Source organism: Candidatus Pelagibacter sp. HIMB1715 (genome assembly GCF_052047595.1).
Classification (GTDB): Bacteria; Pseudomonadota; Alphaproteobacteria; order Pelagibacterales; family Pelagibacteraceae; genus Pelagibacter.
Genome location: NZ_JBNAJY010000027.1, coordinates 1 through 21,994, shown reverse-complemented (window position 1 = coordinate 21,994; position 21,994 = coordinate 1). Strand labels below are relative to the sequence as shown.

The following is a 21,994-nucleotide window of genomic DNA, read 5'->3' as shown; positions in this document are numbered from 1 at the left end:
AATTATTTACTGAAGTTAATAAAAAAATCTTTAATCAAATAATTGAAATTTTAAAATCTGAAAATCAAATAGCTATCCAGGACTTGAATTTGGATAGTCAGATAATCGAAAAAATAAATAAATTTGCACCAATAAAATATATCTTAAAAAATAATTCTGAAGATGAGCAAAAAATCATTGAATTACTTGAAGATATTTCACGAGATTTGATGAATTATGATCTTGAGTTTAGAATTCAAGAATTAGAATCGAAGTTTTCGGTCGATATGAGTGAGAGTACATTTAATGAGTTAAAAGAGCTCAAAAAAAAGCAGAATCTCAATTAATCTGGACAAATTTGTAATGGATTTTTACAGATTTGACATTATATAAGACTTTCAACTTTATCGCTGTGGAAAGAATTATTACAAAATCATTTGCTAGATTAATGGGTCGAGGAACCCATAGAGGCTTTATAACTTACGAAGAATTAAGCAAATCCTTAGGTAAAAGAAATTTATCAGATGAAAATCTTGCTCAAGCTTTTATCCATATCTTAGATGAAAATATTTCATTAGTTGAAAAAAAATCAGATTTTAAAGTTCTTAGAAAAAAAGAAAATTCTAATAAAGAAGAAGGTAAAACAATCGAAAAAAGTGATGATCCTATTAGAATGTATTTACGTGAAATGGGAGGTGTTGAGTTACTTTCAAGAGAAGGTGAAATTGCAATTGCAAAAAGAATAGAGGCTGGAAAGGATGTAATGTTAATTGCATTATCACAAAGTCCTATAACAGCACAACAATTTTTTGAGTGGAATGAAAAACTTCAAAAAGATGAAATTTTAGTTAGAGAAATTATAGATATCGATACAAACTATATGGAAGATGAATCAACTGGACCAAGTGCTAAACAAAAAAATGCTGGTGATACAGATAAAGAAGATGGTTCTTCAGATGAAGATGATGATTTCAACCCTACTCTTGCTGCAATGGAGACAGAAATTAAACCCAAAGTATTAAAAACAGTTAACATATTAACTAAAGAATATGCAAAACTAATTAATTATCAGAAAGAAAAGTTAGATTGTGTTTTAAATTCTCAAAACTTTACCACTGCAAAGGAAAAAGGTTATGAAAAAATTGTAAATGATATTTTAAAAAATATTAAATCACTTCAGCTTTCCCCATCTGTTTTAGAAGAACTTGTTCAAAAACATTATGTTGAAAATAAAAAAATTATTTCTTTAGAAGGAAATCTTTTAAGACTTGCAATGGATCAAAAAATACCAAGAAATGAGTTTATAAAGTTTTATGTTGGAAATGAAATTAATCCTAACCTTAAAAAATTTTTAGACACAAATTTAGTTTGGAAACAATTTTTTTCAAAAAATAAAGAAGAATTTAAAAATATTAGAGAGAGACTTATTGAAATAAGCCATAAACTTGGAATTTCTGTAACTGATTTTAAAAAATTAGTTAGTAGAGTTCAAAAAGGTGAAAAAGAATCAAGAATAGCTAAAAAAGAAATGGTTGAAGCCAATTTGAGATTGGTAATTTCAATTGCTAAAAAATATACAAATAGAGGATTGCAATTTTTAGACTTGATTCAAGAAGGTAATATTGGATTGATGAAAGCAGTTGACAAGTTTGAGTATAGAAGAGGATATAAATTTTCTACTTATGCAACATGGTGGATTAGACAAGCAATTACTAGATCAATTGCAGACCAAGCAAGAACAATTCGTATACCTGTTCATATGATTGAAACTATTAACAAAATTGTCAGAACTCAAAGATTAATTTTAAGTGAGTTTGGAAGAGAGGCCACACCTGAGGAATTAGCTCAAAAATTAAGAATGCCTTTAGATAAGGTTAGAAAAGTATTAAAAATATCTAAAGAACCAGTTTCATTAGAAAAACCAGTTGGTGATGAAGAAGATAGCAGTTTAGGTGATTTTATCGAGGATACCAAAGCTCTAGCACCATTAGAACAAGCCATTAAATCAAACCTTGGAGAAGCAACTACAAAAATTTTATCTACTTTAACCCCAAGAGAGGAAAGAGTTTTAAGAATGAGATTTGGTGTAGGAATGAATACTGATCACACTTTAGAGGAAGTAGGTTTGCAATTTTCTGTAACTAGAGAACGAATTAGACAAATAGAGGCTAAAGCTCTTAGAAAATTAAAACACCCAAGTCGATCTAAACAACTAAAAAGTTTCTTAGAAAGTTAGATTGGGCCGTTAGCTCAATAGTAGAGTACTGCATTGACATTGCAGGGGTAGTTGGAGCGTAACCAACACGGCCCACCATTATTGATTTGTCTTTAATTGATAACTTGATAAAAATGATATAACTAAATTTTGTTTAGGGCCTGTAGCTCAGTTGGTTAGAGCAGTACACTCATAATGTATTGGTCCCAGGTTCGAGTCCTGGCGGGCCCACCAAATTTATTTTTTTGATATTCCAGCAAGTTTTTGCAAAAGATATATTTCTTTATCAGTTAAGCCTTTTTTGTTTAACTCAGTGATTATTTCTTTTTTAAGATTTCTGATTGCCAATAATGAAATAAAACCAATTATTAACGTAATTAAAGTTATCCATAAATTTGAAAAACTTACAAATATTGAAAGAAAAGAGATTGATATCCAAAAAAATGTTAATCCTATAACAATGATTTTTTGACTTTTTAAATCTTTTATTTTTATAAAAAAGAGAAACATTAATGTTATAAGCATTAAAATTCCTGAAAGTATAAACCATAATACAATTGAAATATCAGACGTACTGCCACCAACAAAAGTATCTTCTAATGCCTCATTAACAAAGTACAAAATTATACCTTTGTATAACGTATAAACTAAAAAAACTGATGAAGTTAAAGCTGAAATTAAAAGTATTGATTTTGTTTTAATTTTCAAAGTTATTAATTATTAGAGAACTCTTTTAGTTTTGAGATTAATGCATTAATGTCACCATCTGCACTAAGAATAATTGAATTAAATTCTTCTTTCTGAGTTCTTGCTAAACTTAAACCTTCAATAATAAGATCTCGAATTAGAGGTTGATTTTTGTTTTTTGTATATACTCTCCAATCTATTTTAACAGCTGGCCTTTTGTCTGTAGCTGCTAAAGTACTTGAAACTATTGTGTAATTTTCATTTATTTTTTTCTTTGAATCTACGTTAATTATTGGATTAGAATACTCTGCCAATCTGCTAGAAAAACTTTGAAGAAAATATTCTGCAAATGCTTTTTCATATTCTTCCTTTTGTTCCTCTGAAGCACTTTTTCTGTGAGACCCTAGTGAATAAAAGCCTATACCTCTTATATCCACTGTATCTAAGGCTATTTTTTTTAATTTATCCATTCTTTCTTCTTTTGTTAATCCTCCTCCTAAAGTTTCAGCAGCTCTATTAACTGTAGACTGAACAAATACATCAGCTTCTATTGAATTCGAATTAGTAAAGTTAAAGTTAAATAGCAGTAAAAGTATAAGTATTTTTTTCATATTTTAGATTAGTTATTTATTTGTTTTCAATTTCTTCCCATCCATCATCTTCTTCATAGATAACTTCTATGTTTCCTCTTTGAACATTTTTAATTTTATTTTCTCGATCTTGTAAATATAAACTTCTTATAGATGCATAAAAATCAATAGAGTTTTCTTGAAGGTTTTCTAGTGACTCAATATTATTAGCTCTAAACTCAATGCCATTAATAGCTTTAGACGTTAAATAGAGTCCTTCGCTAAGAAATTCATTGTTTCCATGCACTGAAGCATTATACCAAGGATCTCCACCCATTACGTTAGCAAAAGAACCCGTTGTATCTCTAATGGTAGATGGGCCTAATACTGGTAACACTAAGTAGCAACCTGGTCCAAAACCCCATTTACCTAGAGTTTGACCGTAATCTTCTTTTTCATATTTTGGAAAACCCATTTTATTTGCAACATCGATCGTTCCTAATAGTCCAACGGTTGTATTAACTGCAAGACGAGCTGTATTTATGAAAGCTGTTTTTACATCACCTTGTAATACATTATTTGGTATTGTGACCAAGGTAGATAAATTTTTAACAGCATTGGAGGTTCCTTTTTGAACACCTTCAGGTAGTTTTCTATAACCTTCTGCTATGGGTTTAATTAATGCTTTATCAAGACCTTGGTTGAAAGCAAATGTTTTTCTATTTAGTTTTTCAAAACAATCTCTCGTTTTTTGCGTTTCAGAGTTATTTTGATTTAGAGTTAATTCACCATCTGATCCTGCATTAGCGTTAAATGTAATTAAGAATAAATAAAATAGTAAAATAGTCAGTTTTTTAAACATGCAAATTTATATTATATAAAATTTAATAATAAAGTAGAATTAAATTTAAATAGTGACCATAAATTGTTTATAAATTGCCTAAATTAGTACCCAAATTGAGCATGAAAATAACACTAAATTTTTCCCCAAACTTTGATCTTAAAAAAAGGCATAATAATGAAATAAAATTTATAATTATTCACTATACAGGAATGAGATCTGAAAAAAAAGCAATAGATAAATTATTAAATCACAACTCTAAAGTTAGCTGTCATTATTTAATTAAAAATAATGGTGATATTATAAAAATGGTTCCAGAAACTTATCAAGCTTGGCATGCAGGAATTTCTAGTTGGAAAAAATTTAAATCTTTAAATAAAAATTCTATTGGTATTGAAATAACTAATCCTGGTCATGAATTTAAATATAAAAAATTTTCAGAAAAACAAATTTATTCGTTGATAAAATTAACAAAGTATTTAGTTAAAAAATTTAAAATTAATTCAAAATCAATATTAGGTCATTCAGACATAGCACCAGATAGAAAGCTTGACCCTGGTGAGAAATTTCCATGGGCATTTTTATCTAAAAATAAAATTGGAATTTGGCATGATTTGAGTGAAAACAAGATAAAAAAAGAAAGAGGATTGAAAATTTCAAATTCATTGAAATTAAAATTTATAAAAAATCTTTTTAAAATTGGTTATGCAAGAAGCTCAAAAATAAACAAAACTAAATATAACAAAATTATCACATTTGCATTTCAGAGGAGATTTAGACAAGAATTAGTAAATGGTAAAATTGATAAAGAATGTTTATTAATTAGCGAAAATCTAATAAAAAAGCTAAATTAATTTATCTTGTAATTTTTAAGATTAATAATAAGTTCGTCTCGCCAGATGAATGACTTATCGCTTTTAATTATTTAAAAGAGGAAAGTCCGGGCTCTACAAGGACACAGTGCCAGGTAATCCCTGGCGGGGGAAACCCTAGGGACAGTGCCACAGAAAATAAACCGCCATAACATGGCAAGGGTGAAAAGGTGTGGTAAGAGCACACCGGTTCTATTGGTAACAATGAACGCTGGAAAACCCCACTGGGAGCAAAACTAAGTAGAGATGACATTGTTGCAAAACTAAAAGCCGTCCTTGGCTAGTCATCAGGGTTAGTTGCTTGAGCTTAAGAGTGATCTTAAGCCTAGACAAATGATAGGTTTAAATGACAGAACCCGGCTTATAGTTTATCTGGCACTTCACAGTTTAAAAAACTAAAAAATAAAATATTAAAGAATCATCTTTGAAGCTAGAAGCATAAATTTAAATGCAGCTTGAATAAGTATCCTCATTATTTCAGCAACTAAATAAATGAAAGAACTAATCAATTTCAAACCATTACTTTGAATTTTCCTACTAAAATGACTTTAATTAAGCAAATAATCAACATTTGACTATCTTTTTAAATACCCATATATTCCCATATATTCCCATTTATGGAATTTATAAAATTAAAAAAAAATGTTTTTATCTACTTACGAGAACAGATTGGACAAAAAAGGAAGAGTATCTGTGCCTGCTAGTTTCAGATCTCATTTATCCAATTTAGGCTACAATGGTGTAATTTGTTATCCATCTTTTAATAATTCTTCGATAGAAGCATGCTCTCAAGACAGAATTGAAAAAATTTCCTCTGCGATAGACTCTTTAAATCCATTTGAGGAAAAAAGAGATTATTTTGCAACATCAATATTATCAGAAAGTACTAATTTACAGTTTGATAGTGAGGGTAGAATTTCTCTTTCATTAAAATTATTAAAACATGCAAATATTAAAAATAGCATGTTGTTTGTTGGTCAAGGTCAAACTTTTCAAATTTGGGAACCAACGGCATTTGAAAAATTTAAGACATCAGCAAGAAAAAAAGCAAATTTAAATCGAGCAAGTCTTAAATGGGAAAAACATTTAAACAACAACGAGGGGAAATAAGATGACAATTAACTTTAAAGCACCAGAGATAAAAGAACTTCAGCCACGACTTTTAGTTTTAGGAGTAGGTGGAGCTGGAGGAAACGCAATAAATGAAATGATTGATAATAAACTTCAGGGAGTAGAGTTTATTGCTGTAAATACAGATGCTCAAGATTTAAAGTTAAGCAAAGCAAAAACTAGAATTCAAATTGGTTTAAATTTAACTAAGGGTTTAGGTGCAGGTGCAAAATTAGATATAGGACAAGCGGCTGCTGATGAATCGTTAAATGAAATTGTAAATACACTTCAAGGTGCAAATATGGTTTTTATTGCAGCTGGTATGGGTGGTGGAACAGGCACTGGTGCTGCTCATGTCATCGCTAGAGCTGCTAAAGAATTAAATATATTAACTGTAGGTGTTGTGACTCTTCCATTTTTATATGAAGGCCCCTCTAGAATGCGAAGAGCACAACAAGGATTGGAAGAATTAAGAAAACATGTGGATACTATTATAGTAATTCCAAACCAAAACCTATTTAAAATTGCAAATGAACAAACAACTTTTGAAGAGTCTTTTAATCTTTCAAATAATGTTTTAATGCATGGAGTTCAGAGTATTACAGATTTAATGGTAAGACCTGGATTAATTAATTTAGATTTTGCAGATGTTGAAACTGTAATGGCTTCAATGGGCAAAGCAATGATGGGAACTGGAGAAGCTGAAGGTGAAGGTAGAGCACTTAAAGCTGCAGAGATGGCGATTAGTAATCCATTAATTGACGATTACACTTTGAAGGGTGCTAAAGGGTTACTAGTAAATATTACTGGCGGTAAAGACTTAAAACTTTTTGAAGTTGACGAAGCAGTTAACAAAGTGAGAGCAGAGGTTGATCCAGAAGCAGAGTTAATTATAGGAGCAATAACTGATGCTGACTTAGACGGAAAAATGAGAGTTTCAATTGTTGCAACTTCATTAGATGGACAACAACCCGAATCTAAATCAGTGGTAAATATGGTGCATAGAATACAAAATCGTAATCCAGGTTACTCTGATTTTTCAAATATGGGCTCACCAGCATTTAATTTTTCAAACACATCAAGCCCAATTACTCATGGTGCTAACGCTCTTAAGGTTGAGAATGAAATGGTTCAAGAACATGAGCAAGTAAGTGTTGAAAATAACGTGATGAATGAAAATTTTGCTACAGAAAATAGTGTAACAACAACAAACATTGTCGAAGATAGCACTGTAAATGAAATGGAAAAATCGTTTACTCAAGAAGCAGTAGAAACATTTGAAGAAAAAAATCATGATGAAAATATTAAAGAAGAAACATCAAATGATCTTAAGGAATTTGGTGTAGATTCAGACTCACCAGATTTATTTAGCTCTGAAAGTGAAAATTCTTCACCTTCAGATTTGTTAAATTCTGAGGATCAAGAAGATGAAGACGATCTTGAAATTCCTGCTTTCCTAAGAAGACAAAAAAATTAATGGTCTTCAAAGAAATAAATGGAAGCCACCATAGTACCGGATGTGCAAAAACATTATCCTGTACTGCTAGAAGAAATTATTAGCGTTATCACCCCTCAACATGGTGGCACATTTATAGACTGTACATTTGGTCAAGGTGGATATTCAAAAAAAATATTAGAGTTTGAAAATACAAAAGTAATAGGACTTGATAGGGATATTGAAAGTCAAAAAGTTGCAAACTCTATTTTAGAAAATTTTGAAGATAGATTTATTTTCAAAAATTTAAAATTTAGTCAATTAACAAATTTAAAAATTAAAAACGAAAATATCAAAGGTGTTATTTTTGATCTTGGATATTCATTAACACAAATGAAAGATCCAAAAAAAGGATTATCTTTCAACTCAATGACAGATTTAAATATGCAATTGGGTTTAAATAACTATTCAGCTGCTGATGCTATAAATAAACTTGATGCAAAAGAGTTAGAGAAAATTTTTAAGTACTTTGGAGATGAAAAAGATGCAAAGTATATTTCTAAAAATATTGTAAAAGAAAGATTAAATAAGAAAATTGATACACAGAATTTAATTAAAATTGTTGATAAATCAAAAATAAGAAAAAATTTTAAAGTTCATAATTCAACTAAAGTTTTTCAAGCTCTTAGAATTTTTGTGAATAAAGAAATAAGTGAATTAATTTATGGACTGATAAATGCTACAAAAGTACTAAAAAAGGGAGGTGTTTTAGCTGTTGTTACGTTTCACTCTTTAGAAGATAAAATTGTAAAATATTTTTTAAAAAGTCTTTCTCAAAATAGAAGTATTTCAAGATATACACCTCAAACAGAACAAAAAGAAACCCTATTTAATTTAAGTCAAAAAAAACCAATTGTTCCATCTGATCTTGAGATAAAAGAAAATCCTCCTTCGAGATCTGCAAAACTAAGATATGCAATTAAGAAAAGTGATTTCTTTAATTTTGATACTGATATAGAGGAAAAATTTAAAATTTTTTTAGAAATCGAAAAGTATGGAGATAAACTTTGAAAAAATTATCACTAGTATTAACAATTATAATTTTAGTTTTAGCTACAGCAATTATCAAAAATACTACAAAAAAAATTGAAGATAAAATATTTGCTTATAAAGAAAGTGTAAGACTTTTAAAATCAGATTTAGAAAATATTCAGTTGGAATATGATTATCTAAGTTCTGCTGAAAAATTATTAGAATATCAATCTTTATATTTTGAAGATCAATTAGTTCAAAAAAAAATAGAAGATATTAAAATTTATAATATTTCAGAAAATGTAGATAAATTAGAGGATTATAAAATAACTAAGGAAAAATGAGTAATTTTAATGAAAGATTAACAATTGAGGATCACAAAAATGATTTTGATTATAAAAAAAGCAATACTGGATTAAATATTCAATTTAATCGAGTTGCTTTTATTTTTTTTGTCTTTTTTGTTATTTACTCAATATACACAATACATTTAATTCATTTAGGGTCTCGAGAGGCAAAAATTGAAAAAACAAGCAACACACCTCCTTTTGGTAGTGATCTTTATAGAGCAGATATTTTAGATGTTAATGGAAATTATTTAGCAAAAACAGTCAAATCTATTGATGTTGGTCTTAAAACTTTAGACATAATTAGTAAAGAAAAATTACTGTTAAGTCTAAAAATTATTTTCCCAGATAAAGATTTTAATGAAATTGAAAAAAAAATAGAAAACAAAAAGTTTTTTTATCTAGAAAAAAAAATTTCAGAGGAAAAATATGAACAACTTATGAAGTTAGGAGATAAATCTCTTATCCCTGAAGAAAAAGTGCTTAGAATGTATCCACAGAAAAATCTTTTTAGTCATATTTTAGGACAAATAGATAATGACAATAATGGTATTTCAGGTTTGGAAAAATCGTTAAATGAAAATCTTAGATCATCTAGAGACTCAATTAAATTAACTGTTGATAAAGACATTCAATTTTTAATTAGAAAAGAATTATTGAAATATCAGGAAATTTTTAAAAGCAAAGGAAGTGCAGCAATTTTAATGGATGTTAATAATGGCAATATACTCTCTTTGGTCTCGTTACCTGATTTTAATCCAAATGAGAGAAAAAATATATCAGATGTCAATTATATTAATAGAGTAACAAAAGGAACATATGAACTTGGTTCAGTTTTTAAAGTTTTTACTTTTGCAAGCGCTTTAAATGAAAAATTAATTGAACCAGATACTGAATTTTTAGATTTACCAAAATCAATTAAGTGTGACCGATACAGAATTGGAGAATATGATAATGAAATACCTTCAGATTTAACTGCTGAGCAAATTTTAGTTAGATCTGGAAACATAGGCTCAGTAAGAATTGCTCAAAAAGTTGGTCCAGAAAAATTTAAATCTTTTTTAGAGGATATTGGAGTATTGAGACAAATTGATTTTGACATTGAAGAGGTGGCACCTCAAATTGATTATGATTTTGGAAAATGTAGATTAGCAACTGCTTCTTTTGGTCATGGAGTAGCAACAACCATTCTTCAACTAGCAAAAGGATATGCTATTTTAGCCAATGGTGGCTATGATGTAAAACCAACATTGGTTTTTAAGGAAGATAACAAAAAAAATAATAACAAAAGAATAATTAATAAAGGAATTTCAGAACAAGTTGTTAATGCTTTAAGAAAAATTGTTAATACAGAGGAGGGTACTGCTAGATTTGCAGATGTTCAAAATTACGAAATTGGAGGCAAAACAGGCACAGCTGACCAACCAGAAGGAGGAAAATATTCAGAGGCAAAAATAAATACTTTTAGTTCCGTATTTCCAACATCAAATCCTCAATTTGTATTTGTTGTGATGTTAGATACACCTAAAAAATCAAAAGATTATTATTATAAGTATAGGCATAGAAAAGGTGGATGGAAGGGAACACTTTATAATACAGCTGGGTGGACATCAGTAGAGGTAGCAGGAAAAGTAATTGATAAAATTGGGCCTATTTTAGCCACAAAATATATACAGGTTAAATAGTGATGTTACTTGGAAATTATTTTGATGGTATCCACAAAAATTATAAAAAATTATTTTTTTCAGGCATATCTTTTAATACTAGATCGCTAAAAAAAAATAATATTTTCTTTGCAATCAAGGGAAATAGTATAGATGGAAATAAATTCATTTCTAAAGCTATAAAAAAAGGTTCTAAAATAATTGTTACAGAACAAAAAATTAATAATTTTCGTAATGGAATTTTGTTTATAAGAACAAAAAATATAAGAAAATTATTAGCAGAAGTCTCATTTAAAATTTACAACAAAATACCAAAAAATTTAGTAGCTGTTACGGGAACTAATGGAAAATCTTCAGTTGCTGAATTTTATCTTCAAATAATGCAATTAAATAAAAAAAAAGTAGCTTCAATTGGAACATTAGGAGTTAAATCAAAAAATATTAATTTAAATTTATTTAATACAACAATTGATCCTATTAGATTAGGCCAGATCTTACAAAAATTAAAAAAAGAAAAAGTTGAAAACGTTATCATGGAAGCTTCCAGCCATGGACTAAAACAAAATAGATTAAATGGATTAAATTTTAAATCTGGAATTTTTACAAATTTATCACAAGATCATCTTGATTATCACAAAAATTTAAAAAATTATTTAAAAGCAAAACTTTATTTATTTGAGAATTTAATTAAAAAAGGAGGAAATATAATTACAGATAAAAATATACCTCAATATAAAACAATCAAGAAAATCTCTTTAAAGAAAAAATTAAAATTATCAGCAATAAATGGAAAGAAAAGTAATTTTGAAATATTATCTCATAGATATGATAATGAAAATCAACTAATCAAATTTAAGCATAAAAATTTAATTAAGGAAATTAATTTAAATTTAATAGGTAAAATTCAAATAAATAATATTTTGATGGCTGCAATGGCAGCGCAAAAAAGTAATTTAAATTTTGAAAATATTTTAAAAGTCTTACCAAAATTAAAACCAGTTGAAGGTAGATTGGAAAAAATTGGAAAAATTAAAAATAATTCAATTGTTATTCTTGATTATGCACATACGCCTGATGCTTTAAAAGTTTGTCTTTTAAATATTAAGGAGCAATTTCCTGATAAAAAGTTAAACCTTTTATTTGGATGTGGGGGGAATAGAGACCAAAACAAAAGAATGAAAATGGGTAAAATAGCAAGTATTTATGCAGATAATATCTACCTAACTGATGATAACCCTCGCTCCGAAAATCCAGCAAATATAAGAAAAGATATTAAAAAGGGCATCAATGCTAAGAAAATTATAGAAATTTCTAATAGAGCAATAGCAATATCTAAGGCTATTAAAAATTTAAAAAGTGGAGACATCTTATTAGTTGCAGGAAAAGGGCACGAAAACACACAGGAAATTGGTAAAAAGAAAATCAAATTTTCCGATAGAATAAAAATTCTAAAAGAAATTAATAAAAAAAACAAAAATTTATCCAATCAATTAAAAATAAATATAATTAAAGAACTTTCTAACACTCAAAAATTACCAAAGTCTATTTCTATAAATAATGTGAGTATTAATTCTAATGAAGTACGAAAAAATGATGTTTTTTTTGCTATTAAAGGAAAAGTAAATGATGGAAATCAATTTGTTTCACAATCATTTAAGAAAAAAGCATCATTCGCAATTGTAAACAAAATTCAAAATAATCTTGATATTAAACTGCAGATTAAAGTCAAAAATACCTTAAAATTTTTAACAAATGTTTCAAAAGTATACAGAAAAAATATAAGCACTAACATTATAGGTATCACAGGCAGTTGTGGGAAGACTACATTAAAAGAATTATTGGGAAGTGTGTTGGGAAAAATTTCAAATACAAGTATATCACCAAAGTCTTATAACAATAAATATGGAGTTCCTTTAAGTCTTCTTAATATTAAAGAAAATGATCAATATGGAGTTTTAGAAGTAGGAATGGATAAAAAGGGTGAGATTGATTATCTTACAAAAATAATTGAGCCAAATGTTGGAGTTATTACAAATATAAATTATGCCCATGCAAAAAATTTTAAAAATATAAAACAGATTGCATTAGCAAAATCAGAGATTATAAATAATATCAAATCATATGGTTCTATCATCTTAAATGCAGATGATAAATTTTTTAAACTTCATAAAAAAATTTCTCAAAAGAGAAATCTAAAATTAATTTCATTTGGCATTAAAAGTAATAGAGCAGATATTAAGTTAATGGATATTAAATCTTTTGGAAAAAATTTTAAAATTAAAATTAGATTTATGAATAAAATTAAACATTTTATAATCGCTGATGACTATCAAAACAATATTTATAACATTCTATCTGCACTAGCTGTTATTAGTGTGAATTCAAATATATTTAATTTAAATAAAAATATTTTTTTAAATTTTAAAATTCCTGATGGAAGAGGGGACCATTCAACAATAAAAATAAATAATAAAAAAATAAATTTAATTGATCAAAGTTATAACTCAAATCCGCTATCATTAAGTTCTGCTATTAAAAATTTTGATAAAATAAAGTCAAATAATTCTAAAAAATATTTATTGCTTGGAGATATGTTGGAGCTTGGTAGTTATTCTAAAAAACTTCATGAGTCTATTGCACCAATAATAAATCAAACTAAAATTGATAAAGTTTTTGTTAAAGGAAAACTAGCTTCTTTGATATATAAAAAAATATTGAATAGTAAAAAGGGCAAAATATTAAGTAACAATTCTGAGATCGATGATTTGATTAGAAATGATATTAAAAACAATGATTATTTAATGATTAAAGCCTCACTTGCGACAGGATTCAATAAGATAGTTAATGAAATAAAAGGTTTAAATTAAATGCTATACCAGTTTCTATTAAATTTTGTTGATAATTTTGGCTTTTTAAACGTTTTCAAATATTTAACTTTCAGGACTGGATTATCCTTTTTTACGTCATTACTTATAGTTTTGTTTATTGGTGGTCCTTTTATAAAATTTTTTTCAACTCAAAAAATATTTAATCCAATTAGAGATGATGGACCTGAAGATCACATAGTTAAAAAAATTGGAACTCCAACAATGGGTGGAATTATTATTTTACTTGGTCTAATAATTTCAGTTATTTTATGGGCAGATTTATCAAATAATAATATTTTATTTTGTTTATACATTGCTCTTTCATTTGGATTACTGGGTGCATTTGATGATTATAAAAAAATTAAGCAAAGTAATTCCTCTGGAATTTCATCAAAGTTTAAAATAACTGTACAAATTATTTTAGCATTACTAGGGGTAGGTCTATTTGTTTATTTGAATGATTATCAAGATTTAAATAATTTATATTTTCCTTTTTTTAAAAATTTAATAATTAATCTTGGATGGTTTTTTATTCCTTTTGCTGTATTTGTAATAATAGGTTCCTCTAATGCTGTAAATCTTACAGATGGTCTAGATGGTTTAGCAACAGTACCAGTAATATTGGTAGCAGCTTGTTTTGCATTTATTAGCTATGTAACTGGAAATATTGTTTTTTCAAATTATTTACAAATTCCTTATATTGAAGGAACAGGTGAAGTTGCAATTTTTTGTGGTGCGATTATTGGAGCTTGCTTAGGATTTTTATGGTTTAATGCTCCTCCGGCTAAAATTTTTATGGGAGACACAGGCTCTTTATCTTTAGGTGGTTCTTTAGGAGCAGTAGGTATTATAACAAAACATGAGATTGTTTTAGCGATAACAGGAGGTCTTTTCGTTTTAGAAGCAGTCTCTGTAATGGTTCAGGTAATTTCATTTAAACTTACAGGAAAAAGAATTTTCAGAATGGCACCTATACATCATCATTTTGAGAAAAAAGGTTGGCCCGAGTCTACTGTAGTTATTAGATTTTGGATTATCTCAATAATTTTAGCAATGATAGGACTTGCTACGTTGAAATTAAGATAATGAAAAATAAAAAAAATATTTTTTTTAAAAAAAAAATATTAATATATGGATTAGGCAAAAGTGGAATATCTTCATATAAATTTTTAAAAAAAAAAGCAGATGTTTATCTTTTCGATGACAATTCAAACATAAATAAAAAATTAGTTAGTTTAAGTAAAATTTCAGAAATAAGTTTTGATGTAATTATTATTAGTCCAGGAATAGATATCTCAAAATGTAAATTATCTACGTTCTTGAAAAAAAATTTACAAAAAATTTATACAGATCTTGATGTTTTGTACTCTTTTTATGATAATTTGAGCATAACAATCACAGGTACTAACGGAAAATCAACCACAGCAAAAATACTACATGATGCTTTGGTTGATCAAAAAAAAGATGCTCGATTGATTGGGAACATAGGAAATCCAGCACTTGCAGAGAAAAAAATAACAAAAAAAACGATTTTTGTGATTGAAGCCTCGTCGTATCAGCTAGATTATTCAAAGATTTTTAGATCAAAATATAGCTTAATTTTAAATATTTCAGCAGATCACATTGAAAGACATAAGAACCTAAAAAATTACGTTAATGCAAAATTTAAATTAATCGAGTCTCAAGTTAAGGGAAATTTCGCGTATGTTAAAAAAAATGATTCATTAATTTCAAAAAAAATTAAAAAAAAAAAATTTAAGTCAAAAATTTATAAAGTTGATATCTCAAATTTAAAAAACATAATTGATAAGATTAGCAATAAATACTTTGCTTCCGACGGTAATAGAGAAAACCTCTCATTTATTTTTGAAATTGCACGTAAGTTGAAACTTTCTAAGAAAAGATTAATCCAAACAATTAATAATTTTAAAGGTCTTAATTATAGACAACAAATTATTTTTGATAAAAAAAATTTAACAATAATAAATGACTCCAAATCAACAAGCTTTGCTTCCTCAGAAAATATATTAAATAATTTGAATGATGTTTATTGGATTTTGGGAGGAATACCAAAAAAAAACGATAAGTTCAAATTATCTAAAATAAAATGTAAAAATATCAAAGCGTATATTTTTGGTTCATATCGAAATAAGTTTCATAAAGTTTTGAAAGATAAATTAAAGGTTAAAAAATATAAAACTTTAAATGAAACTCTACGCGCAATTTTCTTAGAGATAAAAGATCAAGAAATTAAAAAAAATATAATTTTTTTTAGTCCTGCTGGAGCATCATTTGATAGTTTTAAAAATTTTGAAGATAGAGGCAATTACTTCAATAAAATAGTAAAAAAATTAGTATATGCAAAGTAATAGCATAATTTATAAATTTTATTACCAGTGGTGGAAAAATATTGACAAACCTTTATTATTTTTAGTTAGCATTCTATTCACTATTGGACTTTTTTTCTCTTTAGTATCAACATCACTCATAGCTTCAGACAAATTAGATACCAACAATTATTTCTTTTTTTTTAAACATTTAATTTATGTAATTATTGGAATAATTCTTATTTTTATTTTTTCATCTTTAAATCAAGATAAATTGTATAAAATTTCAATAATTCTCTTTTTTATTTCATTACTCTCTTTGTTTTTGGTACCTATAATTGGCATAGAAGTTAAGGGATCAAGGAGATGGATCGATTTATTTTTTTTACCAAGATTTCAACCCATAGAAATAATGAAACCTTTCTTGATTGTAATTCTTGCAATTATTTTATGTAAAAATGAAACCAATATTTTATTCAAATATTTAGCATCAACAATTTTAATGACTTTAGTTTCTTTGTTACTGATAATTCAGCCAGACATTGGTCAAACATTATTAGTAGTTTTTTCGTGGGCTGTTTTGATATTTTGCTCAGGTATTAATTTATATTTTTTGCTCACAATCTCTTCTATTGGATTAATTTTGTTGTCTTATATGATTATTTACATACCAAAATTTAATTATATTAAAGCTAGAATTTTTTCATTTTTTGATAAAGAAGCAGGTACTCATAATTTTCAATCAGATAAAGCAATAGAGTCAATAACAAGTGGAGGTTTTTTTGGAAAAGGGATAGGAGAAGGAACACTTAAAAATAGAGTACCAGAAGCGCATACTGATTATATTATTTCAGTAATTTCCGAAGAGTTTGGTGTGATTGCCATAATTTTAATCTTAATTTTGTTTTTAGTCCTTATTTATATGGTTTTTAAAAAAATAAGTTTTGAAACAGAGGAGCGAAATAAACTTATTCTAATAGGGTCAGTAAGTTTAATTCTTATGCAGGCCACAATTCATATTGGAGTTAACATCAGATTATTTCCAACAACTGGAATGACATTACCTTTTTTGAGTTATGGTGGCTCTTCAATTGTAAGTACCTCAATATTGACAGGTATGATTTTAAACTTAACAAAAAGAAAAATATAATAGGTGAAAGAAAAAGTATTAATTTCCACTGGAGGTTCTGGAGGACATGTAATTCCTGCAATTACAATTCATGACCATTTAAAAGAAAAATATGACATAATAATCTCAACAGACTCTCGAGGATTAAAATATTTAGAAAAAAATGATTATAAATCTATTTTAATTGATACACCAAAGTTTAATAACTTAATACTTTTTCCTTTTTCATTATTTAAAGTCTTAATATTAACAAGTAATTCTCTAAAAATATTAAAAAAAGAAAAAATTTCTTATTTAATTTCAACGGGTGGGTACATGTCTTTACCTTTATGTTTAGCATCAAAAATTCTAAATATTAAAATTTTTTTAATTGAACCAAATATGGTTTTAGGAAGAGCGAATAAATTTTTTTTAAATTTTTCTAAAAAATTAATTTGTTATTCAATAAACTTAAAAAATTATCCAAAAAAATTTGAAAATCAGAAAAAAATTTCAAAACCTTTTATAAGAAAAAAATATTATGAAGCAAATTTAAATAAAAAAGATGTAAATTTATTTACCATTATGATTATTGGAGGTAGTCAAGGGGCTAAAATTTTTGATACACTTATTAATGAATCAATTTTGAGTATATCAAAATCTTACTTAATTAATGTAATTCATCAAACTAGTGAAAAAAATATAAATTATTTAAAAAATTTTTATAAAATTAATAACATAGAAAGCAATGTTTTTAGTTTTGATCAAAATTTAAATGAACTTATGAAACAGTCTGACTTATGTATATCAAGGTCGGGCGCTTCAAGCTTAGCTGAAATGTCATTAATGAATGTTCCTTTTATCGCCATACCACTTCCTGGTTCTAAGGATAATCATCAATATGAAAATGCTAAATATTATTATGATAAAGATTGTTGCTGGATAATTGATCAAAAAAAATTTGATAAAAAAAAATTTGAAGAATTATTGTTAAAAATATTAAAGAAAGACGAAGATTATGTCACAAAAAAAGAAAATCTAAAAAAATTAAATTATCAAAATACTTGGAATAATGTTAATCAAAATTTATTGGGAATTTTAAATGAAAATTGAATTAGCTAAATCAGAAGTTATTCATTTTGTTGGTATAGGTGGGATAGGGATGAGTGGTCTTTCAATGATAATGAAGAGAAAAGGTTTTAAAGTTCAAGGAAGTGATATTTCAAATAATAAAAATATTAATAGGATTAGAAATGAAAAAATCAAAGTTTACATTGGACATAAAAAACAGAATATAAGTAAGGCTACAATTTTGGTTGTTTCATCAGCGATTAAACAAAATAATCCAGAATTAATTGAAGCAAAATCAAAAGGTCTACCAATATACAAAAGAGGCGAAATGCTAGCAAACATTGTGTCTCTCTCTAAAAATATTGTAGTTGTCGGATCTCACGGCAAAACAACAACTACTTCTTTAATTGCATCAATTTTTCAAAATACAAAAATAGACCCTACGATTATTAATGGAGGAGTTATAAATTCAATTAATAATACGGCAAAATTAGGTAAAAGTGATTGGTCTATATTAGAGGCAGATGAGTCTGATGGTAGCTTTATATTTATTCCACCAACTTACTCTATAATAACTAACATTGATAGAGAGCACATGGATTTTTATAATTCGATGAAAAAATTAAATAAATATTTTATTGATTTTGTTGAGAAGGTTCCGTCTTTTGGAAAATCATTTATCTGTTTAGATGATAAGAATAATAAAAATTTAATTAAAAATATTAAAAAGAAAAATTTTTATACATATGGTGAAGATCCTAAATCAAACTTTTCTATAAAAAATATAAATCAATATAAAGAATTTTCAAAATTTGATTTATTAATAAAATTACCAAATAAAAAAAATCGTTTCTTAAAAAATATAATAGTTCCTCTTTTAGGAAATCATAATATTAAAAATGCAGTTGCGGCTCTTGCAGTATCGTTGACTGTCGGAATATCAATATTTGATATAAAAAAAGGACTTAAAAATTTCAAAGGTGTTCAAAGAAGATTTAATAAGATTTTTTCTTTTAATAATGTTGATTTTTTTGATGACTATGCACATCATCCGACTGAGATAAGAGAAGTACTTAATGGGGTAATGAAAGTTTATAAAGATTATGAGAAGATATGTATTTTTCAACCCCATAGAATATCAAGAGTAAAAGATTTAAAAAAAGAGTTTAGTTACGCTTTTAGAGATGCTGATAAAGTAATTTTATTTCCAATTTATAATGCCGGTGAAAAAATGAAACTTGGATTTAGTTATCTTAGTTTTGCAAAACAAATTATTAAAAATTCGAGGGTTGAATTATTGATGATCGAGGATCAACTGCAATTGGCAAAATATGTAAAAAGTAATATTTATGGAAAAAAAATTGTCATTGGTATGGGCGCTGGTTCAATTTCAAGCTGGATGAGAGAATTACCCAAATATTTATTATGAAAACTAATATGAAAGAACTGTCAGAGGAGTTTGGTCAAAACCTAAAGCTAGACTGTGATTTAAAAAAAAAAAATTGGTTTAATATTGGTGGTAAAGCAAAAATTTATTTTAAACCAGATAATTTAAAAGATTTAATCAAATTTTTAAAAATTATAGAAAATAAAGAGAATATCTTTGTCTTAGGTGGAGGATCCAACACATTAATAACTGACGACAAATATGACGGTGTAGTAATCAAGCTTGCAAATAATTTTAATAATTTATCAGTTCTGTCAGATGATATAATTATTGCAGGAAGTATTGTTAGCGACAAAGCATTATCAGAATTCGCATTAGAAAATAGTTTAGGTGGTTTTGAATTTTTGTCTTGTATACCAGGCACAGTTGGCGGTGGAATTAAAATGAATGCTGGTTGTTTTAATAGAGAATTTAAAGATATTCTAATTTCGATTCAAGCAGTTACTAAATCTGGCCAGATAGTAACTATACCTGTAAAAGATATAAATTTTAAATACAGAGATAGCGGTTTATCTGATGACCTTATTTTTTTAAGTGCCTCCTTTAAAGGGTTTAAGAAAGAAAAAGAATTAATCCAAAATGAAATGAATTTTTTAAAAGAAAAAAAAGAAAAAACACAACCAACAAGAATTAAAACCAGTGGAAGCACTTTTAAAAACCCTTTAGATCAATCTGAAAAAAAGGTTTGGGAATTAATAAAAGAGTCTGTTCCATTAGATATTTCTTTTGGTGATGCATATATTTCAGAAAAACACTGTAATTTTTTTGTAAATAAAGGTAATGCTAAATTTAAAGATATGAAGAGTTTGATTGAATATGTGTCAAAAAATGTTTTTGAGAAAACAGGTGTAAAGTTAGAAACTGAAATTAAAATTTTAGAATAAATTGAAAAAAAAAATACTAATACTTTCAGGTGGAATATCAGAAGAGAGATTAATAAGTCTTGATACAGGTAAACAGGTTGCCAAAGAGCTGAAAAAAAATGGTTATAAAATTCAGATTTCTGAACCAGATAGATCTTTGTCTTTAAATATCAAAAAATTTAAACCTGATATAATTTTTAATGCATTGCATGGTCAATTTGGAGAGGATGGATATATCCAAAGTATTTTAGAGAAATTTAAAATTCCATATACCCATTCTGGTGTTATTGCTTCATCTTTAGCTATGGATAAAGAAATTTCAAAAAAAATATTTATAAAAAATAAAATTAATACACCAAAATTTTTTGTTTATAATTATGGTTATAAATCATCTACCTTAATAAAACAAATTCAGTCAAAATTAAAATTTCCTGTTGTCATAAAACCTTTAAATGAGGGTTCAAGTGTTAATGTTTTTATATGCAACAAATCTAATCTGACACAAAAAGTTAAATCATTAAAAGATTACAAAAAAATTATGATTGAGGAATTTATTGGAGGAAGAGAAATTCAAGTAGCAATTATGGGTAATAAAAAACTTGGAGCAATTGAATTAAAACCTAAAAGAGCTTTCTATGATTATCAAGCAAAGTACAACACAAATGCAAAAACTAAACATATAATCCCTGTTGATTTACCAAATAAAAAATTAAATCAAATATTGAATATTGCGTTTAAAGCACACAAAATTATTGGTTGTTCTGGTGTAACACGATCAGATTTTAAATATTTTAAGGGAAGATTTTATCTATTAGAGATTAACACACAACCAGGTATGACAAAATTATCTCTCGTACCTGAAATAGCTTCGTATGAAGGAATCAGTTTTTTGAAATTAATTGAATGGATTTTAAAAGATGCAACAAAGAAAAAGTAAAAAAATATTAATTTACTTTTTTTTATTAATTTTAGTAGGTTCAGTAAGCAATAATTCAATAAATAATTTAAAATTAGAAAAAGTAAAAAACATAAATATTTTTGGTTTAAAGGAAAATGATCAAAATATAATTTTAAACAATATAAATACTTTAAACTTGAAAAATATTTTTTTTATAAATAAAAAACAAATTCAAAATAAAGTTGAGATAAATTCTTTAGTTGAGGAGTTTGAAGTTATAAAAAAATATCCTTACTCTATTGATATTAAAATTAAGAAAACAGATTTTATTGCAAGGATAAAAAAAAATGAAAAATTTTTCTTAGTTGGAAATAATGGTAAATTAACTGATAATAATTATACAGACATTGAGCTACCATATATATTTGGAAATCCCAAAATAAACGAAATTTTAAAAATGAAAAAAATTATTGACCAATCGAATATTGAGTATTCGCAAATAGAATTTTTATACTATTATAAATCAAATAGATGGGATTTAAAATTAAAAAACAATTTTTTAATTAAACTACCTGATAAAATTGAGAAAGAAAAATTAGATAGTATATTATTTTTTTTAAAAAATATTGAATTGAAAAATAAAAAAATTGTTGATGCAAGAA

Annotated in this window: 19 protein-coding genes, 2 tRNA genes, 1 other RNA gene and 1 pseudogene; 20 read left to right on the top strand and 3 right to left on the bottom strand. The window is 26.5% G+C overall.

All coding sequences use genetic code 11. The features are described 5' to 3' along the window. The 4 genes and pseudogenes from ACTTAY_RS06460 to ACTTAY_RS06445 form a co-directional block, all read left to right on the top strand. Positions 1 to 326 (top strand): annotated as a pseudogene (locus tag ACTTAY_RS06460) (DNA primase); the annotation flags it as partial. A 65-nt stretch (positions 327 to 391) separates the two neighbouring features. Continuing rightward, complete coding sequence (gene rpoD / locus ACTTAY_RS06455; protein ID WP_440672806.1) at positions 392 to 2,215, top strand: RNA polymerase sigma factor RpoD; 1,824 nt, start codon at positions 392 to 394, stop codon at positions 2,213 to 2,215. A gap of 3 nt (positions 2,216 to 2,218) precedes the next feature. Next, positions 2,219 to 2,293: transfer RNA gene (locus ACTTAY_RS06450), tRNA-Val, on the top strand. Between the two features lie 58 nt (positions 2,294 to 2,351). After that, positions 2,352 to 2,428 (top strand) — tRNA-Ile (locus ACTTAY_RS06445). A 3-nt stretch (positions 2,429 to 2,431) separates the two neighbouring features. Here ACTTAY_RS06445 and ACTTAY_RS06440 read toward each other — a convergent pair. From ACTTAY_RS06440 to ACTTAY_RS06430, 3 genes are read right to left on the bottom strand one after another with little or no spacing between them, the layout of a single operon-like run. Beyond that, positions 2,432 to 2,902: a hypothetical protein gene (locus tag ACTTAY_RS06440; protein WP_440672805.1), complete on the bottom strand. Its 471-nt coding sequence runs from the start codon at positions 2,900 to 2,902 to the stop codon at positions 2,432 to 2,434. Positions 2,903 to 2,907: 5 nt separating this feature from the next. Beyond that, complete coding sequence (locus ACTTAY_RS06435; protein WP_440672804.1) at positions 2,908 to 3,492, bottom strand: MlaC/ttg2D family ABC transporter substrate-binding protein; 585 nt, start codon at positions 3,490 to 3,492, stop codon at positions 2,908 to 2,910. A 16-nt stretch (positions 3,493 to 3,508) separates the two neighbouring features. Beyond that, complete coding sequence (locus tag ACTTAY_RS06430) at positions 3,509 to 4,312, bottom strand: MlaA family lipoprotein (RefSeq protein WP_440672803.1); 804 nt, start codon at positions 4,310 to 4,312, stop codon at positions 3,509 to 3,511. A gap of 101 nt (positions 4,313 to 4,413) precedes the next feature. Between ACTTAY_RS06430 and ACTTAY_RS06425 the strand changes: the two genes are divergently transcribed. From ACTTAY_RS06425 to ACTTAY_RS06350, 16 genes are all read left to right on the top strand, one after another. Continuing rightward, positions 4,414 to 5,145 (top strand): N-acetylmuramoyl-L-alanine amidase, encoded by a 732-nt coding sequence (locus ACTTAY_RS06425; RefSeq protein WP_440672802.1) that lies wholly within the window; start codon positions 4,414 to 4,416, stop codon positions 5,143 to 5,145. A gap of 41 nt (positions 5,146 to 5,186) precedes the next feature. Further along, positions 5,187 to 5,543: RNase P RNA component class A (gene rnpB, locus ACTTAY_RS06420), an RNA gene on the top strand. 262 nt (positions 5,544 to 5,805) lie between these two features. Further along, positions 5,806 to 6,273, top strand: a complete 468-nt coding sequence (gene mraZ, locus ACTTAY_RS06415; protein ID WP_440672801.1) for a division/cell wall cluster transcriptional repressor MraZ — start codon at positions 5,806 to 5,808, stop codon at positions 6,271 to 6,273. Position 6,274: 1 nt separating this feature from the next. Continuing rightward, positions 6,275 to 7,750 carry a cell division protein FtsZ gene (gene ftsZ / locus ACTTAY_RS06410; RefSeq protein WP_440672800.1) on the top strand — a complete coding sequence of 492 codons (1,476 nt, stop codon included), beginning with the start codon at positions 6,275 to 6,277 and terminating at the stop codon, positions 7,748 to 7,750. An 18-nt stretch (positions 7,751 to 7,768) separates the two neighbouring features. Continuing rightward, a complete protein-coding gene (gene rsmH, locus ACTTAY_RS06405; protein WP_440672799.1) occupies positions 7,769 to 8,779 on the top strand; it encodes a 16S rRNA (cytosine(1402)-N(4))-methyltransferase RsmH in 1,011 nt (336 codons plus the stop codon). Further along, positions 8,776 to 9,084 (top strand): cell division protein FtsL, encoded by a 309-nt coding sequence (locus ACTTAY_RS06400; RefSeq protein WP_440672798.1) that lies wholly within the window; start codon positions 8,776 to 8,778, stop codon positions 9,082 to 9,084. The genes rsmH and ACTTAY_RS06400 overlap by 4 nt, the downstream gene beginning before the upstream one ends. Then, a complete protein-coding gene (locus tag ACTTAY_RS06395) occupies positions 9,081 to 10,772 on the top strand; it encodes a peptidoglycan D,D-transpeptidase FtsI family protein (protein WP_440672797.1) in 1,692 nt (563 codons plus the stop codon). The genes ACTTAY_RS06400 and ACTTAY_RS06395 overlap by 4 nt, the downstream gene beginning before the upstream one ends. 2 nt (positions 10,773 to 10,774) lie before the next feature. Next, on the top strand, positions 10,775 to 13,618 hold the full coding sequence (locus tag ACTTAY_RS06390; RefSeq protein WP_440672796.1) for a UDP-N-acetylmuramoyl-L-alanyl-D-glutamate--2,6-diaminopimelate ligase: 2,844 nt from the start codon (positions 10,775 to 10,777) through the stop codon (positions 13,616 to 13,618). Beyond that, positions 13,619 to 14,704, top strand: a complete 1,086-nt coding sequence (mraY, locus tag ACTTAY_RS06385; protein WP_440672795.1) for a phospho-N-acetylmuramoyl-pentapeptide-transferase — start codon at positions 13,619 to 13,621, stop codon at positions 14,702 to 14,704. It begins immediately after the preceding gene. Beyond that, positions 14,704 to 15,987, top strand: coding sequence for a UDP-N-acetylmuramoyl-L-alanine--D-glutamate ligase (murD, locus tag ACTTAY_RS06380; RefSeq protein ID WP_440672794.1), 1,284 nt, complete (start codon positions 14,704 to 14,706; stop codon positions 15,985 to 15,987). The genes mraY and murD overlap by 1 nt, the downstream gene beginning before the upstream one ends. Then, positions 15,977 to 17,095: an FtsW/RodA/SpoVE family cell cycle protein gene (locus ACTTAY_RS06375; RefSeq protein ID WP_440672793.1), complete on the top strand. Its 1,119-nt coding sequence runs from the start codon at positions 15,977 to 15,979 to the stop codon at positions 17,093 to 17,095. Before murD ends, ACTTAY_RS06375 begins: the two co-directional genes overlap by 11 nt. Positions 17,096 to 17,098: 3 nt before the next feature. After that, on the top strand, positions 17,099 to 18,166 hold the full coding sequence (locus ACTTAY_RS06370; protein WP_440672792.1) for a UDP-N-acetylglucosamine--N-acetylmuramyl-(pentapeptide) pyrophosphoryl-undecaprenol N-acetylglucosamine transferase: 1,068 nt from the start codon (positions 17,099 to 17,101) through the stop codon (positions 18,164 to 18,166). Then, positions 18,156 to 19,553 carry a UDP-N-acetylmuramate--L-alanine ligase gene (murC, locus tag ACTTAY_RS06365; RefSeq protein ID WP_440672791.1) on the top strand — a complete coding sequence of 466 codons (1,398 nt, stop codon included), beginning with the start codon at positions 18,156 to 18,158 and terminating at the stop codon, positions 19,551 to 19,553. Before ACTTAY_RS06370 ends, murC begins: the two co-directional genes overlap by 11 nt. Beyond that, entirely contained in the window at positions 19,550 to 20,455 is a 906-nt protein-coding gene (gene murB, locus ACTTAY_RS06360; RefSeq protein WP_440672790.1) for a UDP-N-acetylmuramate dehydrogenase, read from the top strand. Before murC ends, murB begins: the two co-directional genes overlap by 4 nt. A gap of 1 nt (position 20,456) precedes the next feature. Then, positions 20,457 to 21,371 (top strand): D-alanine--D-alanine ligase, encoded by a 915-nt coding sequence (locus ACTTAY_RS06355; RefSeq protein ID WP_440672789.1) that lies wholly within the window; start codon positions 20,457 to 20,459, stop codon positions 21,369 to 21,371. Beyond that, the coding region (locus tag ACTTAY_RS06350) for a cell division protein FtsQ/DivIB (protein ID WP_440672788.1) at positions 21,352 to 21,994 on the top strand (643 nt) is incomplete at its 3' end. The genes ACTTAY_RS06355 and ACTTAY_RS06350, both read left to right, overlap by 20 nt.